This window comes from Sphingomicrobium astaxanthinifaciens, assembly GCF_022865105.1.
Taxonomy (GTDB): domain Bacteria; phylum Pseudomonadota; class Alphaproteobacteria; order Sphingomonadales; family Sphingomonadaceae; genus Sphingomicrobium; species Sphingomicrobium astaxanthinifaciens.
The window spans coordinates 279,668-300,827 of the sequence record NZ_JAKNYM010000002.1 but is presented as its reverse complement, the minus strand read 5'-3'; the positions used below and the strand labels follow the sequence as shown (position 1 = coordinate 300,827).

Sequence of the window (21,160 nt, the reverse complement as noted above, 5' to 3'; positions counted from 1 at the left end):
CCCCGAAGGCCAGCGCCACTTGCGGGGCCTTGCGCCATCGGGCAGGGGATTGGGGATGAAATTCCGACTTGGCACCCGCGGTTCCCCGCTCGCGCTCCACCAGGCCGAGATGGTCCGGGCGGCGCTCGTCGCCGCGCATGGCTGGGACGAGGACGAGGTCGCGATCGTCACCATCTCGACCCGCGGCGACCGCGATCGCGTCGCCCCGCTCACCGAGATGGGGGGCAAGGCGGTGTGGACCAAGGAACTCGACCGCGCGCTGCTGGCGGGCGAGACCGACGCCAGCGTGCACAGCATGAAGGATGTCGAGAGCGATCCGCACCGGCCCGCCGGGCTCGGGATCGCCGCGATGCTGCGCCGCGCCGACGTGCGCGACCGGCTGGTCGGCGCGCCCTCGATCGAGGCGCTGCCGCGGGGGGCGGTGATCGGCACCGCGAGCCCGCGCCGCGCCGCGCAGGTTCGGCGGCTGCGCCCCGACCTATCGACGACGCTGCTGCGCGGCAATGTCGCGACCCGGCTCGCTGCGGTGCGCGAGGGCAAGGTCGACGCCACGCTGCTCGCCGCCGCCGGGCTCGACCGGCTCGGGATCGAGGAAGGCACGGCGGTCGCGGTCGCCACGATGCTCCCCGCCCCCGCGCAGGGTGCCATCGGTATCGACGCGCGCACGCACGACGAGGCGGCCCGCGAGGCGCTGGCCGCGGTCGACCACCGCGACACCAGCGACGCGGTGCGGCTCGAACGCGCCTTCACCGCCGCGCTCGGGGGCGACTGTCACTCCCCCGTCGCCGCTCATGCCGAGCTCGCAGGCGATGACGTCACCTTCCATGCGGCCCTTTATGCCGAGGATGGCGGCGAGGCGGTGACCCGGACGATCACGCTCGACCGTCACGACACGGCGGGCGCGGCCGCGCTCGCACGCGCGATGCTCGACGCGGCGCCGGGCAGCATCGCGAGGCTGTTCGCCTGATGCGCCCGATCCTCCTCCTCCGTCCCGAACCGGGGGCCAGCCTGAGCGCGTCGCGCGCCGCCGAGATGGGGATCGAGGGGGTCGAGACGCTGCCGCTGTTCAAGGTCCGCCCGGTCGACTGGACCCCACCCGACCCGGCGCGCTTCGACGCGATCCTGATGACCAGCGCCAATGCCGCGCGCCACGGTGGCGAGGGGCTGCGCGCACTGCGTGACCTGCCCGTCCATGCGGTCGGCGAGGCGACCGCGGCGGCGGCGCGCGCGGCGGGACTGATGGTCGACGAGGTCGGCACCGGGGGGGTGGAGGCGCTGCTCGAGCGGCTGCCGCCCGACCGGCGCCTGCTCCACCTCGCGGGACAGCATCGCCGCGCGCCCGCCGGGGCGCGCCAGACCATCGTCCCGCTGGCGGTCTATTCGAGCATCGCGCGCGAACACCCACCGGGGGTCGAGCGACTCGCGGGCGCGATCGCGGTGGTGCATTCGCCCCGTGCTGGGCAGCGGCTCGACGCGCTGTGCGAGCGCGAGGGGATCGAGCGCGGCAGCATCGCGGTCGCCGCGATCAGCGAGGACGCCTGCCCGCCCGAGGCGCATCGCTACGAACAAATCGTGGTCGCCGCCGCGCCGCGCGATCGAGAATTGTTGCAACGCGCGGCCCAATTACGCGACAAGGTCGCATGAGCTGGAAGAAACGCGTCGCGCTGGGCGCGGCCCTGATTGCGATCGGCATGCTAGCGGCGCTCTACGGCGTCGCGCGGTGGGAGGGCGGGCAGCGCATGCTCGGGCTCGCCCCGCCCGCCGGCGAGGAGCGGGTCGCGCAGGGGCTCGCGACGCTCCCCGACACCTCGCCCGCGCCACGCCCCCCGCAGGACGCCGCCGCGGCACCGGCGCGGCGCGACGAGGGCGCGGCCAGCGCGGCCGCCACCGAGGAGCGGCTCGCCGCGCTCGAACGCGCGATGATCCGCGCCGAGGGGGCGGCGGGACGCGCCGACGGACTGCTCCTCGCCTTCGCGGCGCGGCGCGCGATCGAGCGCGGGCTGCCGCTCGGCTATCTCGAACCGCTCCTCGTCGACCGCTTCGGGACGCGTCACGAGGCGGCGGTCGGCACGGTGATCGCCGGCGCGCGCGAGCCGATCCTGCTCGACGACCTCGTCGCGGGCTACGAGCGGCTCGGCACGGTGCTGCGCGGCCCCGGGCCCGATGCCTCGGCGATGGCGCGGGTGCGGCGCGCGCTGGGCAGCCTCGTCATGGTCTATTCGGCCAACGAGCCCAACCCGCGACCGCGCGCGCGCTACGAACGGGCGCTGGTCGACCTGCGGCTCGGCAACGTCGAGGGCGCGCTGGCGGAGGCGATGCGGCTGCCGGGCGCGCAGGACGAGGCCGCGCGCGCATGGATCGAACGCGCGCGCCGCTACGTCGCGGTGCAGCGCGCGCTCGATCGGATCGAAACCGCCGCGCTGCTCAACCGAGACAATCTTGCGACCAATTGATTGCGGTCCCGATATCTTTTGGGTGATCGCACCGATATCTTTGGCGGACAGGTTGGGTTAAGTCTCGCCCTGCTAGTAAATTCCCGATTGAATTCCGGGGTTTAGGGGATAACGTTCAACGATGGCGACATGGGTAGGCAAGCTTCTGCTGGGCGGCGCGATGGTGGTATCTTCGGTCGCGAGCGCGCAGCTCGTCGCCGAAAACCGCGCGCAGGCCGTGCCCGAGCGTGCGCCGCTCGAGATCGACCTCGATGCCGCCGAGAACGATCGCGGGGTCGCGGCCCGTCCTCCCCTGTCCGATGCCTTCACCGTCACGATCCCGCCGCGCCCGGCGGTGGTCAACCCGCCCCATGTCGCCGAACTCAATGCCCGCATCCACGACCGGGTGCGCTCCTTCAGCGGCACCAGCGGGCTGGCGATCAAGGCGATCGACGCGGGCTGGGAGGCGGGGTGGCAGGTCGAGCGGTCCTTTCCCCAGCAGTCGGTCTCCAAGCTGTGGGTGACGCTGACCGTGCTCGACCAGGTCGACCGCGGGCGGCTGAGCCTGGGCCAGACGCTGCGGTTCGATCGCGACGACGTCACGCTCTGGTCCTCCTCGACCGCCGCGCAGATCCTCAAGGGCGGTTACAGCCGCTCGCTCGACGGGCTGATCTTCGATGCGCTCACCAAGTCGGACAACCACGCCAACGACAAGATGCTCCGCCTCGTCGGCGGCCCCGAGGCGGTGCGCCAGATGGTCCGCGACAAGGCGCTCGGTGACATCGGGTTCGGCGACGGCGAGCGCGAGATGCAGGCCAAGATCGCGGGGCTTTCGTGGCGCCAGAGCTATGCCTATGACAACGGGTTCAACCGCGCCCGCGCGGCGGTGCCCGGCGCCCAGCGCCGCGCGGCCTTCGACCGCTATCTGGAGTCGCCCTATGACGGGGCCTCCCCGATCGCGATCGCGCGCGCGCTGGCCCGGCTCGAGCGCGGCGAACTGCTGTCGCCCGCGTCGACCGCCAAGATGCTGACGACGATGGGGATGACCCGGACCGGCCGGCTGCGCGTGCGCGGCGGGCTCGCCCCGGGGTGGGAGTGGAGCCACAAGACGGGGACCGGGCAGACGCTCGGTCGCCAGCGCGGCGGGCTCAACGACGTCGGCATCCTTACCGCCCCCGACGGGACCAGCTACGCGCTCGCCTTCATGACCATCCCCGACCCCGATGACGGCAGCGCGCAGGAACTGATGCGCGACGTGACGCGGATGGTGATCGAGCACCACGAACGCTACGCGCTCGGCGATCTCGCCAGCCGCTAGGCAAGCGCCCGCGCAGCCTCTAGGCAGGTTGCATGGATCGCGTCTTCTTCCAGCTTCTGTCCGTCCACGCGCGGCGCGCCATCGCGAGCGTTGCCGATCGCACCCCCGACAACAAGGACGCGGCGGGGTTCAACCCCGTGACCGAGGCCGACCGCGCCGCCGAGCGCGCGCTGCGCGAGGTCATCGCCGCGCGTTTTCCCGAGCATGGCATCTGGGGCGAGGAATATGGCTGGAGCCGCGAAGGAGCGGCGGCGCACTGGAGCCTCGATCCGATCGACGGCACGCGCGCCTTCATCTGCGGCTTGCCGAGCTGGGCGGTGCTGGTCGGCCATCTCGAGGCGGGACGCCATGTCGCGGGGATGATCGACCTGCCCGATCTCGGCGAAACCTATGTCGGCATCGACGGCGAGACCCGTCTCAACGGCGCGCGCGTGCGCAGTAGCGGCTGCACCGTGCTGGCCGAGGCACGCATCGCCACCACCGACCCCTATCTCTTCGACGCCGACGAACGCCCGCGCTTCGAGGCGCTGCGCCGCGCCGCGCGGCTGACGCGCTTCGGGATGGACGCGATGGCCTTCGCCAAGGTCGCGAGCGGGAGCCTCGACCTCGCCACCGATACCGGCCTCAAGCCGCACGACTATGACGCGCTGGTCGCCGTCGTGCGCGGCGCGGGCGGACATGTCGGTAATTGGTCGGGGGGCAGCGACCTGTCGGGCGGTGACGTCATCGCCGCGGCGAGCGAGCCGCTTTTCGAAGCAGCCGTGCGCGCGCTCGAAACCTAGGCCGCCTGCCCCGCCGCAACCCCGCTCGCCCAGGCCCAGTGGAAATTGTAGCCGCCAAGCCAGCCGGTGACGTCGACCGCCTCGCCGATGCAGAACAGCCCCGGCACCTTCTTCGCTTCCATCGTCTTGGACGACAGTTCGGCGGTCGAGATGCCGCCCACCGTCACCTCGGCCTTGGCGAAGCCCTCGCTGCCCGAGGGCAGGAAGTCCCAGCCGCCGAGCCGTTCCTCGGCCTGCGCCAGCGCCTTGTCCGACTGCGCCTGCAGCGGGCCCGCGAGCCCCAGCTTGTCCGCCAGCGTCCCCGCCAGCCGCTCGGGCAGCCGCTCGGCCAGCAGCGTCCCGACCTGCCGGTTGGGCGTCTGCCGCTTGGCCTCGCGCAGCCAGCCGTCGCGCTCGGCGGGCAGGAAGTCGATCCGCACCCCCTCGCCGTTGCGCCAATAGCTCGACACCTGCAGGATCGCCGGCCCCGACAGGCCGCGATGGGTGAACAGCGCGGCCTCCCTGAAGGGCGGCCCCTTCGAGGCGCGCGCCTCGACCAGCGCCGCCACTCCGGCCAGTTCGCGGAACAGCAACTGGTCCCCCGCCAGCGTCAGCGGCACCAGCGCCGGGCGCGGTTCGACGATCTTCAAGCCCCATTGGCGGGCGAGGTCGTAGGCAAAGCTCGTCGCCCCCAGTTTGGGGATCGACAACCCGCCCGTCGCGAGGACGAGAGAATTTGATATCACCTTTCGCTGGCCGATCGAGGCCGCGAATTCTTCCCCGTTTCGCGCCACTTGTGCCGCCTCGCCAAAAGCGAAGTCCACCCCGGCGGCACGGCATTCGTCCATCAGCATCGCCACGATCTGCTTGGCCGAGCCGTCGCAGAACAGCTGGCCGAGCGTTTTCTCGTGCCACGCGATGCCGTGCTTCTCGATCAGCGCGATGAAGTCGGCGGGGGTGTAGCGCCGCAGCGCCGACTTGGCGAAGTGCGGGTTCTGGCTGAGATAGTTGGGATCGCTCGCCGACAGGTTGGTGAAGTTGCACCGACCGCCGCCCGAGATCAGGATCTTCTTCCCCGGCGCGCCATTATGGTCGACCAGCAGCACGCGCCGCCCGCGCTGCCCGGCGACCGTCGCCGCCATCAGCCCCGCGGCGCCCGCGCCCATCACGATCACGTCGACCCGTTCCATGCGAGCCGCGCTTAGGTCAGCCGTGGCGGCGCTGCAACTCGTTGGTCACGTCGGCGAGGCCGAGCCCTTGGTCCTTGAGCAGCACGAGCAGGTGATAGAGCAGGTCGGCGGCCTCGTTGGTCAGCTCCTCGCGGTCGCCCACGGTCGCCGCCAATGCCGCCTCGACCCCTTCCTCGCCAACCTTCTGCGCTACCCGCTTGGTGCCCTCGGCGAGCAGCCTTGCGGTATAGCTGTCGTCGGGATCGGCGCCAGCGCGTTGGTGAATCACCGCTTCGAGCCGGGCGAGGAAATGCGGCGCGGTGTCGATGTCGAAACAGCTGTCGATGCCCTTGTGACAGGTCGGCCCCGCGGGCTGCGCGACAATCAGGATCGCATCGCTGTCGCAATCGGCGTGGATCGCCAGGACGCCGAGCGTATTGCCGCTGGTCTCGCCCTTGACCCAAAGCCGCGCCTTCGACCGGCTCCAGAAGGTGACCGTTCGGGTCTCGATGGTCGCGGCAAGCGCCTCGCGGTTCATGTAGCCGAGCATCCGCACCCGGCCGTCGTCACCGCCCTGCACGATGGCGGGGAGCAGCCCGTCCATCTTGTCCCACGCGAGCGCTTCCACATCGATCATCGTCGCACCTCCAGCCCCTGTTGGTCGAGATAGTCCTTGAGGTCGCCAATCGCGATCCGCTGGTCATGGAAGACGCTTGCCGCCAATGCGCCCGAGCAGCCGACGGCGAAGGCTTGCGCGAAATGCTCGGGCGTCCCGGCACCCCCCGAAGCGATCACCGGCACGTCGACGGCGGCGCACAGCGCCTCGAGCTGGACGAGGTCGTAGCCTTGCCGCACCCCGTCGTTATTCATTGCGTTGAGCACGATCTCGCCCGCCCCGCGCGCCACCGCCTCGCGCGCCCAGTCGATCGTCTCGCGCCCCACGTCCATGGTCTTGTCGGGGCGCCCGGTCAGCGCCTTCACCCGCAACACGCCCTGCTCATCGGTGAAACTGTCGAGCCCCAGCACCACGCATTGCCGCCCGAACGCGTCGGCGAGGCGGGTGATGAGCTCGGGATCGGCGAGCGCGGGCGAATTCACGCTGACCTTGTCGGCCCCCGCGCCGAGCACGGCGGCGGCCTTGTCCACGCTGTCGATCCCCCCGGCGACGCTGAAGGGAATGTCGATGACACGCGCCACCTTGTGGACCCAGTCGACATCGACGCTGCGCCCGTCGGCCGAGGCGGTAATGTCGTAGAAGACGAGTTCGTCGGCCCCCTCGTCGGCATAGCGCTGCGCATTCTCGACGATGTCGCCGATGACGCGGTGATCGCGAAACTGCACGCCCTTGACGACGACGCCGTTGGCGACGTCGAGACAGGGGATGATCCTAGCCGCGGGCACGGGCGATCCCTTCCGCGACGGTGAAGGCGCCTTCCCAGATCGCCTTGCCGGTGATGGCGGCGCTCGCCCCTGCCGCGCGCAGCGCGTCGAGATCGTCGAGGCACGCGACCCCGCCCGAGGCCTGCACCGCCTTGTCGGGATAGGTGTCGGCCAGCGTGCGATAGAGATCGACATTGGGCCCCTGCATCATGCCATCCCTGGCGATGTCGGTCACGAGCAGGTGGCGGATGGTCGGGAATTGCCCGAGCACCTCGTCCAGCGCCCTGCCGCTATCCTCGGCCCAGCCGTGCTTGGCGACCATCGGCACCCCGCCGCGCAGGTTGACGTCGAGCGCCAGCGTGATCCGCTCGGGCCCGAAGTGGTCGAGCATGTCGGCAAAGGCCTGCGGCTCGTTGAGCGCGAGGCTCCCCACCACGACGCGCGCCACCCCGGCGTCGAACAGCGGCTTGGCATGCGCGGTCCCGCGAATCCCGCCCGCCACCTGCAGCGGCAGGATCGGCGCCAGTTCCATCAGCAAGTCGTGCTGCACCGGGCTTTTCGCGCGCGTGCCGTCGAGATCGACGACATGCGCCATCTGCGCTCCCGCGTCGCGAAAGGCAGCGAGCGCCTCGGCGGGGGAGGGATCGTAGTTCGTGCGCGCGTCGAAATCGCCCTGGCGCAGCCGCACGGGCTTGCGGTCCATCAGGTCGAGGGCAGGCAGGAGGATCATGAGGAGAGAAACGCCTTCAGGAAGGCCGCGCCGGGCGCGGCGGAACGTTCGGGGTGGAATTGCGCGCCCCAAAAGGGCCCTTTCCGGACGATGACCGGAAAACTGCGGCCATAGGTCGCGCATGCCGCATCAGCCCCGCTCCCGGGACAGGCGTAGCTATGCGCGAAATAGACATGCTCGCCCTCGTGCACGCCCAGACCTTCTTCGACATCGTGCAACCGGGTCCAGCCCATGTGCGGCACCGGGCGCCCGGGCGCGGGCTCGAGTGACGTCACTCTTCCGGGTAGCACGCCGAGCAGCGGTCGATCGGTCTCTTCCGAGCCCTCGAACAGCAATTGCATGCCGACGCAGATGCCGAGCGTCGGGCGGGTGCGCGCGCGCAGCACTTCGGCCAGCCCCGCCGCCTCGACCCGCTCCCTCGCATAGCCGGCATGGCCGACGCCGGGCAAGATCACCCGCTCGGCGCGCGCGATGACGTCAGGATCATCGGTGCGCACCGGCGCGGCGCCGATGCGCTCGAACCCGAGCCGCACCGATTCCACATTGCCGTAACCCAGATCGATCAGCGCGAGGCTCGTCACAGGCTGCCCTTCGTCGAGGGAATGCCGCCGCCCCCACCGGTGGCGAGCCCCTGCCGGAGCGCGCGCCCGAAGGCCTTGAAGGCGCCCTCGACCTTGTGATGGTCATTGTCGCCCTCGACACGCACGTGGATCGCCGCGCGCATGCTGTCGGCGAGGCTGCGGAAGACGTGCGGCGTCATCTCGGTCGGGAACTCGCCCAGATGCTCGGCCTCGAAGCTGCCGTCGAACCTGGCGAAGGGGCGCCCCGACAGGTCGACCAGCACTTCGGCGCGGGTCTCGTCCATCGGCAGCGCGAAGCCGAACCGCCCGATCCCGGCGCGGTCGCCCAGCGCCCGGTCGAGCGCGGTGCCGAGCGCCAGCGCGACATCCTCGATCGTGTGGTGCGGGTCGATATGCGTGTCGCCGGTGCAGGCGAGCGTGAGCGAGAAGCCGCCGTGGCTCGCGACCTGGTCGAGCATATGATCGAAAAAGCCGATCCCGGTGGAGATCTGCCGCCTGGGCTCGGGGGCGTCGAGGTCGATCGACAGCGCGATCTGCGTCTCGGCGGTATCGCGCGTCACGCTCGCGCGGCGACGCTCGGGGGCGGGATCGACGATGCCGAAGACCGCGAGGAGGGCACGGTTTTCCGCCTCGGTGCCGATGGTGACGCGCACCCCGCCCGGCGCCGCGTTGGGACGAAAACGCACCCTGACCGCCGCCGCCTCGAGGCGCCTTGCGAGCCCCTCGGGGTCGGCGACGACGAGAAACAGGTAATTGCCGCCCTCGTGGAGCGCCTCGACCTCGTCGACCTCGCGCAGCAGCCCGGCGAGCCGTTTGCGCTCGGCGAGCAGCGTTTCGACCCGCTCGGCGTGGATCGGCATCCGCTCGGGCGCCAGCGCCGACAGCGCCGCCGCGATCGAGGGACCGGGCAACGGATAGGGCGGCGACACGCGCGCGAGCCAGTCGATGACATTGGCGTCGGCGATCGCACAGCCGATCCGCGCCCCCGCCAGCCCATAGGCCTTCGACAAGGTGCGCAGCACGACCAAATTGTCGATATTGCCCGCGTCGGGGGCGAGGCTCGGCGCGTCGGCAAATTCGCCATAGGCCTCATCCGCCACCACCAGCGTATCGGGCAGCGCCCGGGCAATGTCGCGCACCCTATCGACGTCGATCGCCGTGCCGGTCGGGTTGTTGGGAGTGCACAGGAACAGGAGCTTGGGCGCCGGGCCGTGCTTGGCGGCCTTGAGCACCGTGCCCGCATCGAAGACGAAATCCTCGCCCATCGACACGCCGTCGACCTTCGCACCCTGGATCCGCGCGAATTGCGCATAGGCCGAGAAGGTCGGTTCGACGACGAGGATGCGATCCTGCCCCGGGCGCAGGAAGGCGCGGCACAACAGGTCGATGGCGTCATCGCTCCCCCGCGTCACCCAGAGCCGCTGCGGAAAGACGCCATAGAGCCCCGCCATTCGCCGCCGCAGCACGTCGGGCTGGGGTTCGGGATAGCGGTTGATGTCCTTGCCGCCCGCGAGCGGCGGATAGGGATTTTCGTTGGCATCGAGGCGGATGGTGCCGGGGATGGGCGCGCCGGCAAGATCGGCACGCGGCAGCGAGCGAAGGTCGGGACGGGCGAGACGATCGCCGATCGGCTGGCTGGTCATTCGGCCGCCTCCTTCGTCGCATTGCCCCGGATATCGGCCGCGCGCGCATGCGCCTCGAGCCCTTCGAGCCGCGCCAGCGCGGCGGCGGGTCGCGCCAGCCGCTGCGCCGTGTCGGGGGCGATCCGCTGCACGCTGATCGCCTTGAGGTAGGTCAGCGCGGTCACCCCGCCGGTATAGCGCGCCGCGCCGTCGGTCGGCAGCACGTGGCTCGACCCGGCGAGATAGTCCCCGAAGCTCTCCGCCGCGCCTTCGCCGACGAAGATCGCGCCGGCATTGGTGATCTTCTCCGCCAGCGCCGCCGCGCGCTCATCCGCGAGCGCGATGCTGAGGTGCTCGGGCGCATAGGCATTGGCGATCTCGACCGCCTCATCGAGATTGGCGCAGCGAATCGCGCGGGCGGGCGCGAAGTCGCCTCCCATTGCCGCCGCCTGCGCCTCGACCTCGGCGAGCGTCGCCGCGATGGCGTCCTCGCTCGGGCTGACGAGCAGGACTTGCGCATCCTCGCCATGTTCTGCCTGGCTCAACAGGTCAGCGGCGACCCGCGCCGGGTCGCTGGTCTCGTCGGCGATGACGAGCAATTCGCTAGGGCCGGCGGGCAGGTCGATCCCCGGCCCGCCGGGCAGGCTCGCGACCTGCGCCTTGGCCGCCGCGACCCACGCGTTGCCGGGGCCGCAGATACGGTCGACGGCCTCGAGTTCGCCCGCGCCGAAGGCCAGCGCGGCGATCGCCTGCGCCCCGCCCACGGTCCAGACCGCCTCGATGCCGCACATTTCGGCGGCCAGCGCGACCGCGCGGTCGAGCCCGCCCTCGGGGCGCGGCGGGGTCACCACCGTCAGTCGCTCGACCCCCGCGACCCGCGCGGGGATTGCCAGCATCAGCAGCGTCGAGAAAAGGGGCGCCTTGCCGCCGGGGACATAGAGCCCCGCGCTGGCGAGCGGCGCCCAGCGCTTTTCCACCGTCAGCCCCGGCATCGTTTCGACCGAGACGGGGGCGGGCAGGGTCGCTTCATGAAAGCGCTCGATATTGTCGGCGGCGAGCCGCATCGCTTGGATCGCCTCGGCGGGCAATTCAGCGCGTGCGCGCTCGGCGAAGAGCGCGACGGCGACGCGCTCGGGCGCCTTGCCATCGATCCGCTCGGCGATTTCGGCCAGCTTGTCCCAACCACCCGAGCGCACCTCGGCGATGATCTCGCGCACGGCATTCTGCAGCCGACCGTCCTCGCGGCGTTCGGGGCGGGCGAGCGCACGGCGGCGACCCTCGTCGCCCTGCCTGGTCCAGTCGATCACGTTCGCCATCAGAGCATCATCTTTTCGATCGGCATGACAAGGATGTCGCGCGCGCCGGCGGCCTTCAGCTCCTCGAGCGTCTCCCAAAAGACCGATTCGCGCGCCACCGCCTGGATCGCGACATGCCCCTCGATCCCGCGCAGCGGCATCACAGTCGGCGCCTCGGCGCCCGGCAGGATGCGCGTGATCTCGGCAATCGCGCTCTCGGGCGCGTTGAGGACGATATATTTGCTCTCCGCCGTCGCGATCACGCCGAGCATGCGGGTCTTCAGCGCATCGGCGCGGTCGACCTTGCGCGGCTCCATCGCGGCGCGGGTGCGGATCAGCACGCTTTCCGATTCGAGGATGGTGTGCACCGGCTTGAGGCCATTGGCCTCGAGCGTCTGCCCGGTGGAGACGAGGTCGCAGACATAATCGGCGATTCCCAGCCGCGGCGCCAGTTCGACCGCGCCGTGCATGGTCACCACCTCGGCGGTAATGCCCTCCTTCTCGAGGAAGGCGCGGGTCAGCAGCGGATAGCTGGTAGCGATGCGCTTGCCCTCGAGGATCGCCAGCGACCAATCCTCCGCCACGGGAATCGCGATCCGGAGCGCGCAGCCGCCGAAGCCCAATCGCGCCAGCACGTCGACATCCTCGTTGGCGGGGTCGAGCCGATATTCCTCGAGCACGTTCAGCCCGACGATGCCGAGATCGCACACCCCGTCGCCGACCAGCGTCGGGATGTCGTCGTCGCGCACGAGCATGAGGTCCAAGGGAAAGTTGGTCGCCCGCGCGGTCAGCTGCCCCTTGGCGCTGCGGATCTTCAATCCCGCCTTGGCGAGCAGCCCCTCGCCCGCATCGGCGAGCCGGCCCGATTTCTGCACCGCCATGCGCAGGCGGGTCATCGTCGTGGTCATTGTGCGTCCTTCGTCATGACATCGAGCGCGGCGCGATAGCCGCCCGCCGTGCCGCCGTTGAGGAAACGCGCGACGCGGGTGATGGTGGTGGTCGACACGCCGGTCAGGTCGTGGATCTGGCGATAGGTGTAGCACCCCTCGGCGAGCAGCCGCGCGACATGCCAGCGCTCGGCCAGCGCGCGCCGCTCCGAGGGGGTGCACAAATCATCGAGCAGCATCGCGACGCTCCCCGGATCGCCGAGCCGGGCGAGGACGAGCGCGAGCTGCGCCTGCGCCTCGGCCGCCGATTCGGCCCCTGTCACGCCCGCCGTGCTCGAATCTTTTCCCCGCGTTTCCGACATTTGATTGTTCCAATGTGTTAAAACATTGGCATGCATGTAGCGGTCTCAGCGGAGAATGCAACCATGGACCTAAGCGCCCCTTCGGCGCATCGACGCGCTTCGTCGCTTCTTTCGCCACCCCCGCCTTTTTGCCGCTTGACCTGTAGGAAAAATTGCGGCCTCCTCGCGTACATGCGCAAGACCGCTCCCGTTTCGGCCCATTCGACCGCTGCCCTGCAGTGGTGGTGGCGCTCGTCCTGACGGCGGCGCTGCGCTCACGCATGACGTGATCTTCCAGCCCGCCACCGAGCGGGCTTTTTCGTGACCTCGATCAGGTCCGCTCTCCTTCTCCCCCCGAGACCCGAGAGACCGACCCATGATCATCGTGATGAAACCCGACGCCAGCCAGGACACCATCGACCGCCTCCTCGGGCGGATCGAGGACAAGGGGCTGAAGCCGCTCCACATGCCCGGCGCCGAACGCGTCGTCCTCGGCGCCCTCGGCGATGAACGCGTGCTCGCCGAACTCGGCCTCGAGGCCGAGCCCTCGGTCGAGAGCGTCAAGCCGATCCTCGCCCCCTACAAGCTCGCCGCGCGCGACCTCCATCCGCACGACAGCCGGGTAAAGATCGGCGACGTCGCGATCGGCGGCGGGCGCTTCGCGCTCCTCGGCGGCCCCTGCGCGGTCGAGAGCGAAGAGCAGCTGCGCGCGTCCGCCAAGGCAGCCAAGGCGGGCGGCGCGCGGATCCTGCGCGGCGGCGCCTACAAGCCGCGGACCAGCCCCTACAGCTTCCAGGGCAAGGGCCCCGAGGGGCTCGACCTGCTGCGCCAGGTCGGCGACGAACTCGATCTCCCGGTCGTCACCGAAATGGTCGACGCGCGCGACCTCGACCTGTTCGTCGAGAAGGCCGACGCGATCCAGATCGGCACCCGCAACATGCAGAATTTCGAACTGCTCAAGGCGGTCGGCGAGTGTGGCAAGCCGGTCATCCTCAAGCGCGGAATGGCGGCGCGCATCGACGACCTGCTGATGGCCGCCGAATATGTGCTCGCGGGCGGAAACGAGGAGGTCATCCTGTGCGAGCGCGGGATCCGCACCTTCGAAACCGCGACGCGCAACACGCTCGACCTCGCCGCCGTCCCGCTGCTCAAGGAAAAGACCCACCTCCCCGTCATCGTTGATCCCAGCCACGGCACCGGCAAGCGCAGCCTCGTCGCGCCGATGGCGCTTGCCGCCGCCGCCGCCGGGGCCGACGGGGTGATGGTCGAGGTGCATGTCGACCCCGCGACCGCGCTCTCCGACGGGCCGCAGTCGCTCTATCCCGAACAAATGGAAGCGCTCGGCCACCAGCTGTCGCGGCTGCTCCACGCCCTGGGCCGCGAACTATGAGCCGCCTGCGCCTCCTCTCGCGCCGCCTGCCCGGGGTGCACGATCCGGTAAGCCTGTTCGCCGCGCTCCATGCCGAGGGACGCGCGCGCATGCTGTTCCGCCGCACCGGGGGCACGAGCGCCATCCTGTGCGACAGCGCGCTGGCGATCGACGCCAAGGGGCGCGAGGCCGAGGTGCGCGTCGCGGGGGCGCAGGGCATGGCCTTGCTCACCCCGCTGCTCGAACCGCTCGCCGCGGCGGTGGTCGAGCAGGATGGCGAGTCGGCGCGGCTCGTCTTCGCCGCGCCAGACGAGACCGGCGACGACGCCGCCCGTGCGGGGCGCGCGAGCCCGCTCCACCTGCTGCGCGCCGCCGCCGCGCTCGCGGGCGGCGAGGACGATCCTTACGCGCTGGCGCTGTTCACGCTGGTCGGGTTCGACCATGCCGACATGGTCGAGCCGATCGGGGTGGCGGCGCCGGAGGGCCCGCTCCCCGACCTGCTCGCACGCCTTGCCGAGACGTCGGTGGTGGTCGAGCCCTCGGGCGCCGCGCGCATCCTCGCCGTGGCTGCGGTGACGGGGCAACGCGAAGAAGACCATCGCAACTTGTGCCTCGCGCAGGAAAAGCTTGGCCAGCTCGCCGCGCGGATCGAGCAGGCCCCCGTCCCCGCGCTTCCCGACGCCCCAGCCGGCGATCCGGAGGTGGATATCGACGACGCCGCCTTCGAAGCCACCGTTCGCGCACTCCAGGACGACATCGCCGCGGGCGAAGTCTTTCAGGCGGTGCCGAGCCGCAGCTTTTCGCTCCCCTGCCCCGACCCGCTCGCCGCCTTTCGCCGCCTCGTCGCCGCCGACCCCTCGGCCTATCAATTCTTCGCGCAGACCCGTCACGGGACGCTCTTCGGTGCCTCGCCCGAGAACGCCATCCACCTCGCCCCCGGCGCCGACGGCACCACGCTGTCGGTCAGCCCGATCGCCGGCACCCGCCCGCGCGGCGCCACCGCCGACGAGGACGACAGGCTCGAGGCCGACCTTCGGCTCGACGCCAAGGAAGTGTCCGAGCATCTCATGCTCGTCGACCTCGCGCGCAACGATGTCGCGCGCATCGCGCGGCCCGGCACCCGCCGCGTCACCAGCCTGATGCGGGTCGAGCGCTTCGCGAGGGTCATGCATCTCGTCTCGACCGTCGAAGGGCGCCTCCCCGAGGGCGCCGACGTGGTCGACGCGATCCGCGCCTGCCTTAATGTCGGCACGCTGTCGGGGGCGCCCAAGCTGCGCGCGATCGAGCTGATCCGCGCCCACGAGACATGCCAGCGCGGCTTCTATGGCGGCGCGATCGGCGTGCTGCGATCGGGCGGCGGGTTCGACAGCGCGGTCGTCATCCGCTCGGCCTTCGTCGCGGACGGCCTTGCGCAGGTCCGCGCCGGCGCGGGCGTCGTCGCCCATTCGGATCCCGCCGCCGAAGCCGCCGAGACCCGCGCCAAGGCGAGCGCGGTCCTCGCCGCGCTGGGAGCCGCGGCATGAAGCTCACCGTGATCGACAATCGCGACAGTTTCACCTTCAATCTCGTCGAGGCCTTTCGCCTCGCGGGCGCGGAGGTGCAAGTGCTCCGCAATAGCATTAGTGCGACGGAAGCGCTGGAAACCGCCAAGCATGGCGCGATCCTCATCTCCCCCGGTCCCGGGAAGCCTGCCGACGCGGGCTGCTGTCTCCAATTATGCGAGCGAGCGCGCGGCACCATCCCGCTGATCGGCATCTGCCTTGGTCACCAGGCCATCGTCGAGGCGGCCGGCGGCACCGTCACCCGCGCGCCCGCGCCCGCCCATGCGGTGGCGCAGCGACTACCCGATCGCGGCTGCGGGATCTTCGCCGGGCTGCCCGATCCGCTCATCGTAGGGCGCTATCATTCGCTCTGCACCCCGCTCGATGGCCTCCCCACCCGCTTCACCGTCGACGCCGCGCATGACGGCATGGCGATGGCGGTGCGCGACGAGGCGGGGCGCCAGCTCGGGCTGCAGTTCCACCCCGAATCGATCCTCACCCCGCGCGGCGACAAGCTCGTCGCCAACCTTCTCGCATGGGCCAAAGTCGCCCTCGACCAACCGGCCAAGGCCGCCTGAAAGGACCATCATGCTCGATAAAGCCAGCCTGCCCGCCGACCAGGGCCCCGTTCCAAACCCCCTGCCCAAGCTCCTGTCGGGCGAGGACCTGCCGTCCGACGATGCGCGCCACCTGTTTGAGCGGCTCGTCCTCGGGCGCCTGTCCGAGGCCGAGATCGCGAGCGTGCTCGTGGCGCTACGGATGAAGGGCGAGACCGCCGAGGAGATGATCGGCGCCGCGCGCGCGCTGGGCGAGGCGGCCGAGGCCTTTCCCTCCCCCGACGGCCTGTTCGCCGATTGCTGCGGTACCGGGGGCGATTCCGCGGGGATCATCAACGTCTCGACCGCGGCGGGGTTCGTGGCTGCCGCCTGCAGGCTGCCGATCGCCAAGCATGGCAATCGTTCGGTCAGCTCCAAATGCGGGTCGGCCGACGTGCTCGAGGCGCTGGGGGCGCGGATCGACATCCCCGCCGACGCGGCGCGCGCGCTGCTCGATGCGACCGGCTTCACCTTCCTCTACGCCCCCGCCTACCACCCGGGCATGCGTCACGCCGGCCCGGTGCGGCGCCAGCTCGGCGTGCGCACGGTGATGAACCTGCTCGGCCCGTGCATCAATCCGGCGCGCCCCAGGGTGCAACTGCTCGGCGTTGCCGACCCCACGCTGATGCGCCGCATCGCCCGCACCCTGCAGGCGATGGGGGTCGAGAAGGCGCTGGTGGTCCATGGCGCCGGGCTCGACGAGCTCGCGCTGCACGCCGACAGCCGCGCGCTGCGGCTCGACCATGACACGATCAGCGAAGAGATCATCGCCCCCGAGGCGGTCGGGCTCGACCCGGCGCCGCTCAAGGCGGTCGCGGGGGGCGAGGCGGCGGAAAATGCGGTGCGGCTGCGGCGCCTGCTCGAGGGCGAGGGCAGCAAGCCCGAGCGCGACATGGTGGCGCTCAATGCGGGGGCGCTGCTGCATCTCGCCGGGTTGCACGCCACGCTCGCCGAGGGCGTGGCGGCCGCCGGCGCGGCGATCGACACGGGCGCGGCGGGCGAGCGGCTCGCCGCCTATGTGGAGGCCAGCAATGGATGACGTGCTCGCGCGGATTGTCGCGCGCAAGAGGGTCGAGGTGGCCGATCGGCTGGGGGATCGCACCATCGCCGCCGCGCCGACCCGCCGCAGCCTTGCCGCCGCGCTCGCCCGGCCGGGGGCGCGCTTCATCATGGAGATCAAGCCGCGCTCGCCCTCGGGCCATGTCGCGCGCCACCAGCCCGCGGCCGCGCTGGCCGCCTATCGCCCGGTCGCCGATGCGATCAGCATCCTCACCGACGAAGCGGATTTCGGTGGCTCGCTCGACCTGCTCGCCACCTTGCGCAAGGACTATGGCGGACCGATCCTCGCCAAGGACTTCATCGTCGACCCGCGGCAGGTGGACGAGGTGCGCGCGGCGGGGGCCGACGCGGTGCTGGCGATGCTCTCGGTGCTCGACGATGCGACCGCCCGGGCGGTGATGGCCCGCGCCGCGCGGTTCGACATGGACGTGCTCGTCGAGGTCCATGACGCGACCGAGCTCGACCGCGCGCTCGGGCTCGGGGCGCGGCTCGTCGGCATCAACAACCGCAACCTCAAGACATTGACCACCGACCTCGCGGTGACCGAGGCGCTCGCCCCGCGCGTCCCGCACGACGTCGTGCTGGTGAGCGAAAGCGGGATCGCGAGCCACGCCGATGCGCAACGGCTCGCGCGCCATGTCGACGGCTTCCTCGTCGGCTCGGCGCTGATGGCGGCGGACGATATCGCGCTCGCCGCGCGCCAGCTGGTGCACGGGCCGGTCAAGCTGTGCGGGATGACGCGGGTTGCCGACGTCGCGCTCGCGGCGCGGCAGGGCGCGAGCCATGTTGGCTTCATCTTCGTGCCGGGCACCCCGCGCGCAATCGACGTCGAGCGGGCCCGCACGCTGACCATGATGGCCGGCCAGTTCGGGATGCAGACGGTCGGCGTGTTCCGCGGCCAGCCGCCCGAGGAGATCGCCGCCGCGAGCCGCGCGTTGCGCCTCGACGTGGTGCAGCTCCACGAGCCCGGCGCCGGCGCCAAGATCGGCGCGCTGCGCCCGCACCTGCGCGCGGGCACCGAATGCTGGGCGCTGGCCGGGGTCGAGGGCACGGCGATCGATGCCGTGCCGCAGGCCGACCGCACGCTGTTCGACACGCGCATCGGCACGCGCAGCGGGGGCACGGGGGTCGCCTTCGACTGGCGCCGCATCGCCGGCCGCGACGACCTGACCCGCGCCTTCCTCGCGGGGGGGATCGGCCCCGACAACGTGCGCGCCGCGGCGCGCGCCGGCGCCTATGGGCTCGACATCTGCTCGGGGGTAGAGGCGGCGCCGGGGACCAAGGACCCGGCCAAGGTCGAAGCGCTGTTCGCGGCGCTGCGCCACCCCGACCGCAGGAGCGGACAATGAAACAGGACGGCCGCTTCGGTGCCTTCGGGGGGGCCTTCGTGCCCGAAATCCTCGTTCCCGCGATCGAGCAGCTCGAAGCCGCCTATCTCGCGGCAATCGAGGACCCCGACTTCCTCGCCGAACTCGACCATCTGCTGCGCACCTATGCGGGCCGCCCGACCGCGCTCACGCGGTGCCGCAACATCGGCGACGAGCGGGTCCGGCTCTACCTCAAGCGCGAGGACCTGCTCCACGGCGGGGCGCACAAGACCAACCAGGTGATCGCGCAGGCGCTGCTCGCCAAGCGGATGGGCAAGACCCGGCTGATCGCCGAGACCGGCGCGGGCCAGCACGGGGTCGCAACCGCGATCGCGGGGGCGCTGTTCGGACTCAAGACGCGCATCTACATGGGCGCGCTCGATGCCGAGCGGCAGGCGCTCAACGTTTTCCGGATGCAGCTGATGGGGGCCGAGGTGGTGCCGGTCGAGATCGGCAGCCGGACGCTCAAGGACGCGGTCAACGAGGCGCTGCGCGACTGGACCGCGAGCTTTGCCGACACCCATTACCTGCTCGGCACCGTGGCGGGCCCGCACCCCTTCCCGCAGATGGTGCGCGACTTCCAGGCGGTGATCGGGCGCGAGGCACGCGCGCAGCTGCTCGAGGTCGAGGGGCGCCTGCCCGACCGCGTGATCGCCTGCGTCGGCGGCGGCTCGAACGCGATCGGCATCTTCCATGAATTCGTGCCCGACCGCGCGGTCGCGCTGGTCGGCGTCGAGGCGGCGGGCAAGGGGCTCGATAGCGGCGAGCACGGGGCCACGCTGCAACGCGGGCGGCGCGGGATCCTGCACGGCGCCGAAACCTACCTGATGCAGGATGACGAGGGGCAGGTCGGCGAGAGCTGGTCGGTGTCGGCCGGGCTCGATTATCCCGCGGTGGGTCCCGAGCATGCCCACCTGATGGCCAGCGGGCGCGCGACCTATGTCGGGGCGACCGATACCGAGGCGATCGCCGCCTTCCAGCGCCTCGCGCGCGAGGAAGGTATCATCCCCGCGCTCGAGACCGCGCACGCGCTGGCCGAGGCGTTCAAGCAGGTCGCGGCCGCGCAGGCGGCGGGCGAGGAACGCGTGATCCTCGTCAACCTGTCGGGGCGCGGCGACAAGGACATGGCGCAGGCGATGCAGCTGGTGGCCGGCCGATGAGACACCAGCGCTACGGACGAATGTTCGCGCGGCTCGATGCCGCCGGGGAGGGCGCGCTCGGGGCTTTTCTGATGCTCGGCGATCCCGATGCCGAGACCAGCTTCGCGCTGCTCGACGCGGCGGTCGCCGGGGGCGCCGACATGCTCGAGGTGGGGATCGCATTTTCCGACCCGGTCGCCGACGGGCCGGTGATCCAGGCCGCCGCGCAGCGGGCGCTGGCGGGGGGGATCACGCCGCGCGCCTCGTTCGAGCTCATCGCCCGGCTGCGCGAGCGCCATGCCGAGGTGCCGATCGGGATCCTGACCTACGCCAACCTCGTCGTCGCCCGCGGGCTCGAGGATTTCTGCGCGGCGGCCGCGCGGGCGGGCGCCGATAGCCTGCTGGTCGCCGACGTCCCGAGCCTCGAGGCCGCCCGCTTCGCCGATGCCGCGCGCGAGGCCGGGCTCGACCCGGTGCTGATTGCCGCGCCCAACACCGGCGCCGCGGCGCTCGAACGGATCGCCGCGCTCGGGTCGGGCTACATCTATTGCGTCGCCCGCGCGGGGGTGACCGGGCAGCGCGCCGACATGGCGCTCGACCATGACGCGCTGTTCGATCGGCTGCGCGCACTGGGCGCACCGCCTCCGGTCCTCGGCTTCGGGATCTCGACCCCGGCACAAGTGCGCGCCGGGCTCGCGGCGGGCGCGGCGGGGGTGATCTGCGGCAGCGCGATCGTGGCGGCGGCGCAGGCGGCGAGCGATCCCGCCGCCGCGGTGCGCGAGTTCGTCGCCACGCTCAAGGCGGCGACGCGGGGCTAGGCTTCGCGCGGCTCCTCGCCCGCCTGCTCGCTCCGCGCGATCCGGCGCGACAGTTCGCGGCTGTCGGCGAGGTTGCGCGTGGCCAGCGAGGTCTCTCGCAGGAAGAAGGTCAGCGCGGTGAAGATGAGCGCCATCGCGCCGATCCACGAGAGGGCGACGAGCGTCCCCAGCGGGGTGCGCACGAAGGCGGACACGAACAACAGCCCGACGACGAGGCAGATCATCAACGCGGCGGCGGTCGACAGGTTGACCGCATGGTGGGCGTAGCGCTGGCGCCGCAGCAGGAGCGGGAGCTGTTCGGCCAGCCGCGGCACCGGGCGATCCTCGAGCGCGCTCTCGATCGCGTTGATCCGCTCGACCAGCCAGGTGAGGCGGATGTTCATGACGTTGAGGAAGGCGCCGATCCCCGCGAGCAGGAAGACGGGGGCGAGGCTCAGCTGGAGGATCCCCTGCACCTTGGGGGTCGAGGCGGTGCGCGCGATCAGGTCGGCCATCCCGGCACTATGCAGCAATTCGATCATGGGCCTCCTCCCCTCGCCTCCGCACCTGTTGCCACAGCCGCGCGGCGGCGGCCAGAGGCCAGCGCGCGAGCGCCCGCCAACGGCCGCGCCGCGCCCCTCCAGGCGGGCGACTCGGGTCACCGATCGCCCCCCAGCCCGTCCGGTCGGCGCGGGTGAGGGGGCCCGCGACCCGCGCGGCGCGGCGATTTATGTCGCGGAACCGGCCGGAATCCAGCGGAAAAGAAGGGATTTCAT

Annotated in this window: 22 protein-coding genes; 12 read left to right on the top strand and 10 right to left on the bottom strand. The window is 71.3% G+C overall.

Annotated elements, in window-relative coordinates:
• Positions 1-55: 55 nt before the first annotated feature.
• The 5 genes from hemC to L8951_RS05280 all read left to right on the top strand — a co-directional run bounded on the left by hemC (position 56) and on the right by L8951_RS05280 (position 4,532).
• On the top strand, positions 56-967 hold the full coding sequence (hemC, locus tag L8951_RS05300) for a hydroxymethylbilane synthase (protein ID WP_244381965.1): 912 nt from the start codon (positions 56-58) through the stop codon (positions 965-967).
• Positions 967-1,644: a uroporphyrinogen-III synthase gene (locus tag L8951_RS05295; protein WP_244381964.1), complete on the top strand. Its 678-nt coding sequence runs from the start codon at positions 967-969 to the stop codon at positions 1,642-1,644. The genes hemC and L8951_RS05295 overlap by 1 nt, the downstream gene beginning before the upstream one ends.
• On the top strand, positions 1,641-2,453 hold the full coding sequence (locus L8951_RS05290; protein WP_244381963.1) for a hypothetical protein: 813 nt from the start codon (positions 1,641-1,643) through the stop codon (positions 2,451-2,453). The genes L8951_RS05295 and L8951_RS05290 overlap by 4 nt, the downstream gene beginning before the upstream one ends.
• A gap of 121 nt (positions 2,454-2,574) precedes the next feature.
• Complete coding sequence (locus L8951_RS05285; protein ID WP_244381962.1) at positions 2,575-3,750, top strand: serine hydrolase; 1,176 nt, start codon at positions 2,575-2,577, stop codon at positions 3,748-3,750.
• Positions 3,751-3,782: 32 nt separating this feature from the next.
• A complete protein-coding gene (locus L8951_RS05280; RefSeq protein WP_244381961.1) occupies positions 3,783-4,532 on the top strand; it encodes an inositol monophosphatase family protein in 750 nt (249 codons plus the stop codon).
• On the opposite strand, the gene L8951_RS05275 is transcribed toward L8951_RS05280, so the two are convergent.
• From L8951_RS05275 to L8951_RS05235, 9 genes are read right to left on the bottom strand one after another with little or no spacing between them, the layout of a single operon-like run.
• Entirely contained in the window at positions 4,529-5,701 is a 1,173-nt protein-coding gene (locus tag L8951_RS05275) for a BaiN/RdsA family NAD(P)/FAD-dependent oxidoreductase (protein WP_244381960.1), read from the bottom strand. The genes L8951_RS05280 and L8951_RS05275 overlap by 4 nt on opposite strands.
• A gap of 16 nt (positions 5,702-5,717) precedes the next feature.
• Positions 5,718-6,284 (bottom strand): bifunctional phosphoribosyl-AMP cyclohydrolase/phosphoribosyl-ATP diphosphatase HisIE, encoded by a 567-nt coding sequence (gene hisIE / locus L8951_RS05270; protein ID WP_244383194.1) that lies wholly within the window; start codon positions 6,282-6,284, stop codon positions 5,718-5,720.
• A gap of 29 nt (positions 6,285-6,313) precedes the next feature.
• Positions 6,314-7,081 (bottom strand): imidazole glycerol phosphate synthase subunit HisF, encoded by a 768-nt coding sequence (gene hisF, locus L8951_RS05265; RefSeq protein WP_244381959.1) that lies wholly within the window; start codon positions 7,079-7,081, stop codon positions 6,314-6,316.
• Positions 7,068-7,790, bottom strand: a complete 723-nt coding sequence (locus L8951_RS05260; RefSeq protein WP_244381958.1) for a 1-(5-phosphoribosyl)-5-[(5-phosphoribosylamino)methylideneamino]imidazole-4-carboxamide isomerase — start codon at positions 7,788-7,790, stop codon at positions 7,068-7,070. Before L8951_RS05260 ends, hisF begins: the two co-directional genes overlap by 14 nt.
• Positions 7,787-8,371, bottom strand: a complete 585-nt coding sequence (hisH, locus tag L8951_RS05255) for an imidazole glycerol phosphate synthase subunit HisH (RefSeq protein ID WP_244381957.1) — start codon at positions 8,369-8,371, stop codon at positions 7,787-7,789. Before hisH ends, L8951_RS05260 begins: the two co-directional genes overlap by 4 nt.
• Positions 8,368-10,014 carry a histidinol-phosphate transaminase gene (hisC, locus tag L8951_RS05250; RefSeq protein ID WP_244381956.1) on the bottom strand — a complete coding sequence of 549 codons (1,647 nt, stop codon included), beginning with the start codon at positions 10,012-10,014 and terminating at the stop codon, positions 8,368-8,370. The genes hisH and hisC overlap by 4 nt, the downstream gene beginning before the upstream one ends.
• Entirely contained in the window at positions 10,011-11,309 is a 1,299-nt protein-coding gene (hisD, locus tag L8951_RS05245; protein ID WP_244381955.1) for a histidinol dehydrogenase, read from the bottom strand. The genes hisC and hisD overlap by 4 nt, the downstream gene beginning before the upstream one ends.
• Entirely contained in the window at positions 11,309-12,196 is an 888-nt protein-coding gene (gene hisG / locus L8951_RS05240) for an ATP phosphoribosyltransferase (protein WP_244381954.1), read from the bottom strand. The genes hisD and hisG overlap by 1 nt, the downstream gene beginning before the upstream one ends.
• Positions 12,193-12,498: a YerC/YecD family TrpR-related protein gene (locus tag L8951_RS05235; RefSeq protein WP_244381953.1), complete on the bottom strand. Its 306-nt coding sequence runs from the start codon at positions 12,496-12,498 to the stop codon at positions 12,193-12,195. The genes hisG and L8951_RS05235 overlap by 4 nt, the downstream gene beginning before the upstream one ends.
• A 394-nt stretch (positions 12,499-12,892) precedes the next feature.
• Between L8951_RS05235 and aroF the strand changes: the two genes are divergently transcribed.
• Genes aroF through trpA form a run of 7 tightly spaced genes read left to right on the top strand, consistent with a single transcriptional unit; the run spans position 12,893 to position 20,405 of the window.
• The gene (gene aroF / locus L8951_RS05230) at positions 12,893-13,906 is read left to right on the top strand and encodes a 3-deoxy-7-phosphoheptulonate synthase (RefSeq protein WP_244381952.1); all 1,014 of its coding nucleotides are present in this window, start codon (positions 12,893-12,895) and stop codon (positions 13,904-13,906) included.
• Positions 13,903-15,408: a chorismate-binding protein gene (locus L8951_RS05225; RefSeq protein ID WP_244381951.1), complete on the top strand. Its 1,506-nt coding sequence runs from the start codon at positions 13,903-13,905 to the stop codon at positions 15,406-15,408. Before aroF ends, L8951_RS05225 begins: the two co-directional genes overlap by 4 nt.
• A complete protein-coding gene (locus L8951_RS05220) occupies positions 15,405-16,004 on the top strand; it encodes an anthranilate synthase component II (protein ID WP_244381950.1) in 600 nt (199 codons plus the stop codon). The genes L8951_RS05225 and L8951_RS05220 overlap by 4 nt, the downstream gene beginning before the upstream one ends.
• A gap of 10 nt (positions 16,005-16,014) precedes the next feature.
• The gene (gene trpD, locus L8951_RS05215) at positions 16,015-17,061 is read left to right on the top strand and encodes an anthranilate phosphoribosyltransferase (RefSeq protein ID WP_244381949.1); all 1,047 of its coding nucleotides are present in this window, start codon (positions 16,015-16,017) and stop codon (positions 17,059-17,061) included.
• On the top strand, positions 17,054-18,430 hold the full coding sequence (trpCF, locus tag L8951_RS05210) for a bifunctional indole-3-glycerol-phosphate synthase TrpC/phosphoribosylanthranilate isomerase TrpF (protein WP_244381948.1): 1,377 nt from the start codon (positions 17,054-17,056) through the stop codon (positions 18,428-18,430). The genes trpD and trpCF overlap by 8 nt, the downstream gene beginning before the upstream one ends.
• Entirely contained in the window at positions 18,427-19,608 is a 1,182-nt protein-coding gene (trpB, locus tag L8951_RS05205) for a tryptophan synthase subunit beta (RefSeq protein ID WP_244381947.1), read from the top strand. The genes trpCF and trpB overlap by 4 nt, the downstream gene beginning before the upstream one ends.
• A complete protein-coding gene (gene trpA / locus L8951_RS05200) occupies positions 19,605-20,405 on the top strand; it encodes a tryptophan synthase subunit alpha (protein ID WP_244381946.1) in 801 nt (266 codons plus the stop codon). The genes trpB and trpA overlap by 4 nt, the downstream gene beginning before the upstream one ends.
• Here the strand turns inward: trpA and L8951_RS05195 are convergent.
• Entirely contained in the window at positions 20,402-20,926 is a 525-nt protein-coding gene (locus L8951_RS05195; protein WP_244381945.1) for a DUF2721 domain-containing protein, read from the bottom strand. The two genes, trpA and L8951_RS05195, sit on opposite strands and share 4 nt — an antisense overlap.
• Positions 20,927-21,160: the final 234 nt, after the last annotated feature.

Bases quoted from the DNA above. Each gene is read 5' to 3' on its own strand.
- hemC (WP_244381965.1), top strand. From the start codon at position 56: ATGAAATTCCGACTTGGCACCCGCGGTTCCCCGCTCGCGCTCCACCAG.
- L8951_RS05295 (WP_244381964.1), top strand. From the start codon at position 967: ATGCGCCCGATCCTCCTCCTCCGTCCCGAACCGGGGGCCAGCCTGAGC.
- L8951_RS05290 (WP_244381963.1), top strand. From the start codon at position 1,641: ATGAGCTGGAAGAAACGCGTCGCGCTGGGCGCGGCCCTGATTGCGATC.
- L8951_RS05285 (WP_244381962.1), top strand. From the start codon at position 2,575: ATGGCGACATGGGTAGGCAAGCTTCTGCTGGGCGGCGCGATGGTGGTA.
- L8951_RS05280 (WP_244381961.1), top strand. From the start codon at position 3,783: ATGGATCGCGTCTTCTTCCAGCTTCTGTCCGTCCACGCGCGGCGCGCC.
- L8951_RS05275 (WP_244381960.1), bottom strand. From the start codon at position 5,701: ATGGAACGGGTCGACGTGATCGTGATGGGCGCGGGCGCCGCGGGGCTG.
- hisIE (WP_244383194.1), bottom strand. From the start codon at position 6,284: ATGGACGGGCTGCTCCCCGCCATCGTGCAGGGCGGTGACGACGGCCGG.
- L8951_RS05260 (WP_244381958.1), bottom strand. From the start codon at position 7,790: ATGATCCTCCTGCCTGCCCTCGACCTGATGGACCGCAAGCCCGTGCGG.
- hisC (WP_244381956.1), bottom strand. From the start codon at position 10,014: ATGACCAGCCAGCCGATCGGCGATCGTCTCGCCCGTCCCGACCTTCGC.
- hisD (WP_244381955.1), bottom strand. From the start codon at position 11,309: ATGGCGAACGTGATCGACTGGACCAGGCAGGGCGACGAGGGTCGCCGC.
- hisG (WP_244381954.1), bottom strand. From the start codon at position 12,196: ATGACCACGACGATGACCCGCCTGCGCATGGCGGTGCAGAAATCGGGC.
- aroF (WP_244381952.1), top strand. From the start codon at position 12,893: ATGATCATCGTGATGAAACCCGACGCCAGCCAGGACACCATCGACCGC.
- L8951_RS05225 (WP_244381951.1), top strand. From the start codon at position 13,903: ATGAGCCGCCTGCGCCTCCTCTCGCGCCGCCTGCCCGGGGTGCACGAT.
- L8951_RS05220 (WP_244381950.1), top strand. From the start codon at position 15,405: ATGAAGCTCACCGTGATCGACAATCGCGACAGTTTCACCTTCAATCTC.
- trpD (WP_244381949.1), top strand. From the start codon at position 16,015: ATGCTCGATAAAGCCAGCCTGCCCGCCGACCAGGGCCCCGTTCCAAAC.
- trpCF (WP_244381948.1), top strand. From the start codon at position 17,054: ATGGATGACGTGCTCGCGCGGATTGTCGCGCGCAAGAGGGTCGAGGTG.
- trpB (WP_244381947.1), top strand. From the start codon at position 18,427: ATGAAACAGGACGGCCGCTTCGGTGCCTTCGGGGGGGCCTTCGTGCCC.
- trpA (WP_244381946.1), top strand. From the start codon at position 19,605: ATGAGACACCAGCGCTACGGACGAATGTTCGCGCGGCTCGATGCCGCC.
- L8951_RS05195 (WP_244381945.1), bottom strand. From the start codon at position 20,926: ATGATCGAATTGCTGCATAGTGCCGGGATGGCCGACCTGATCGCGCGC.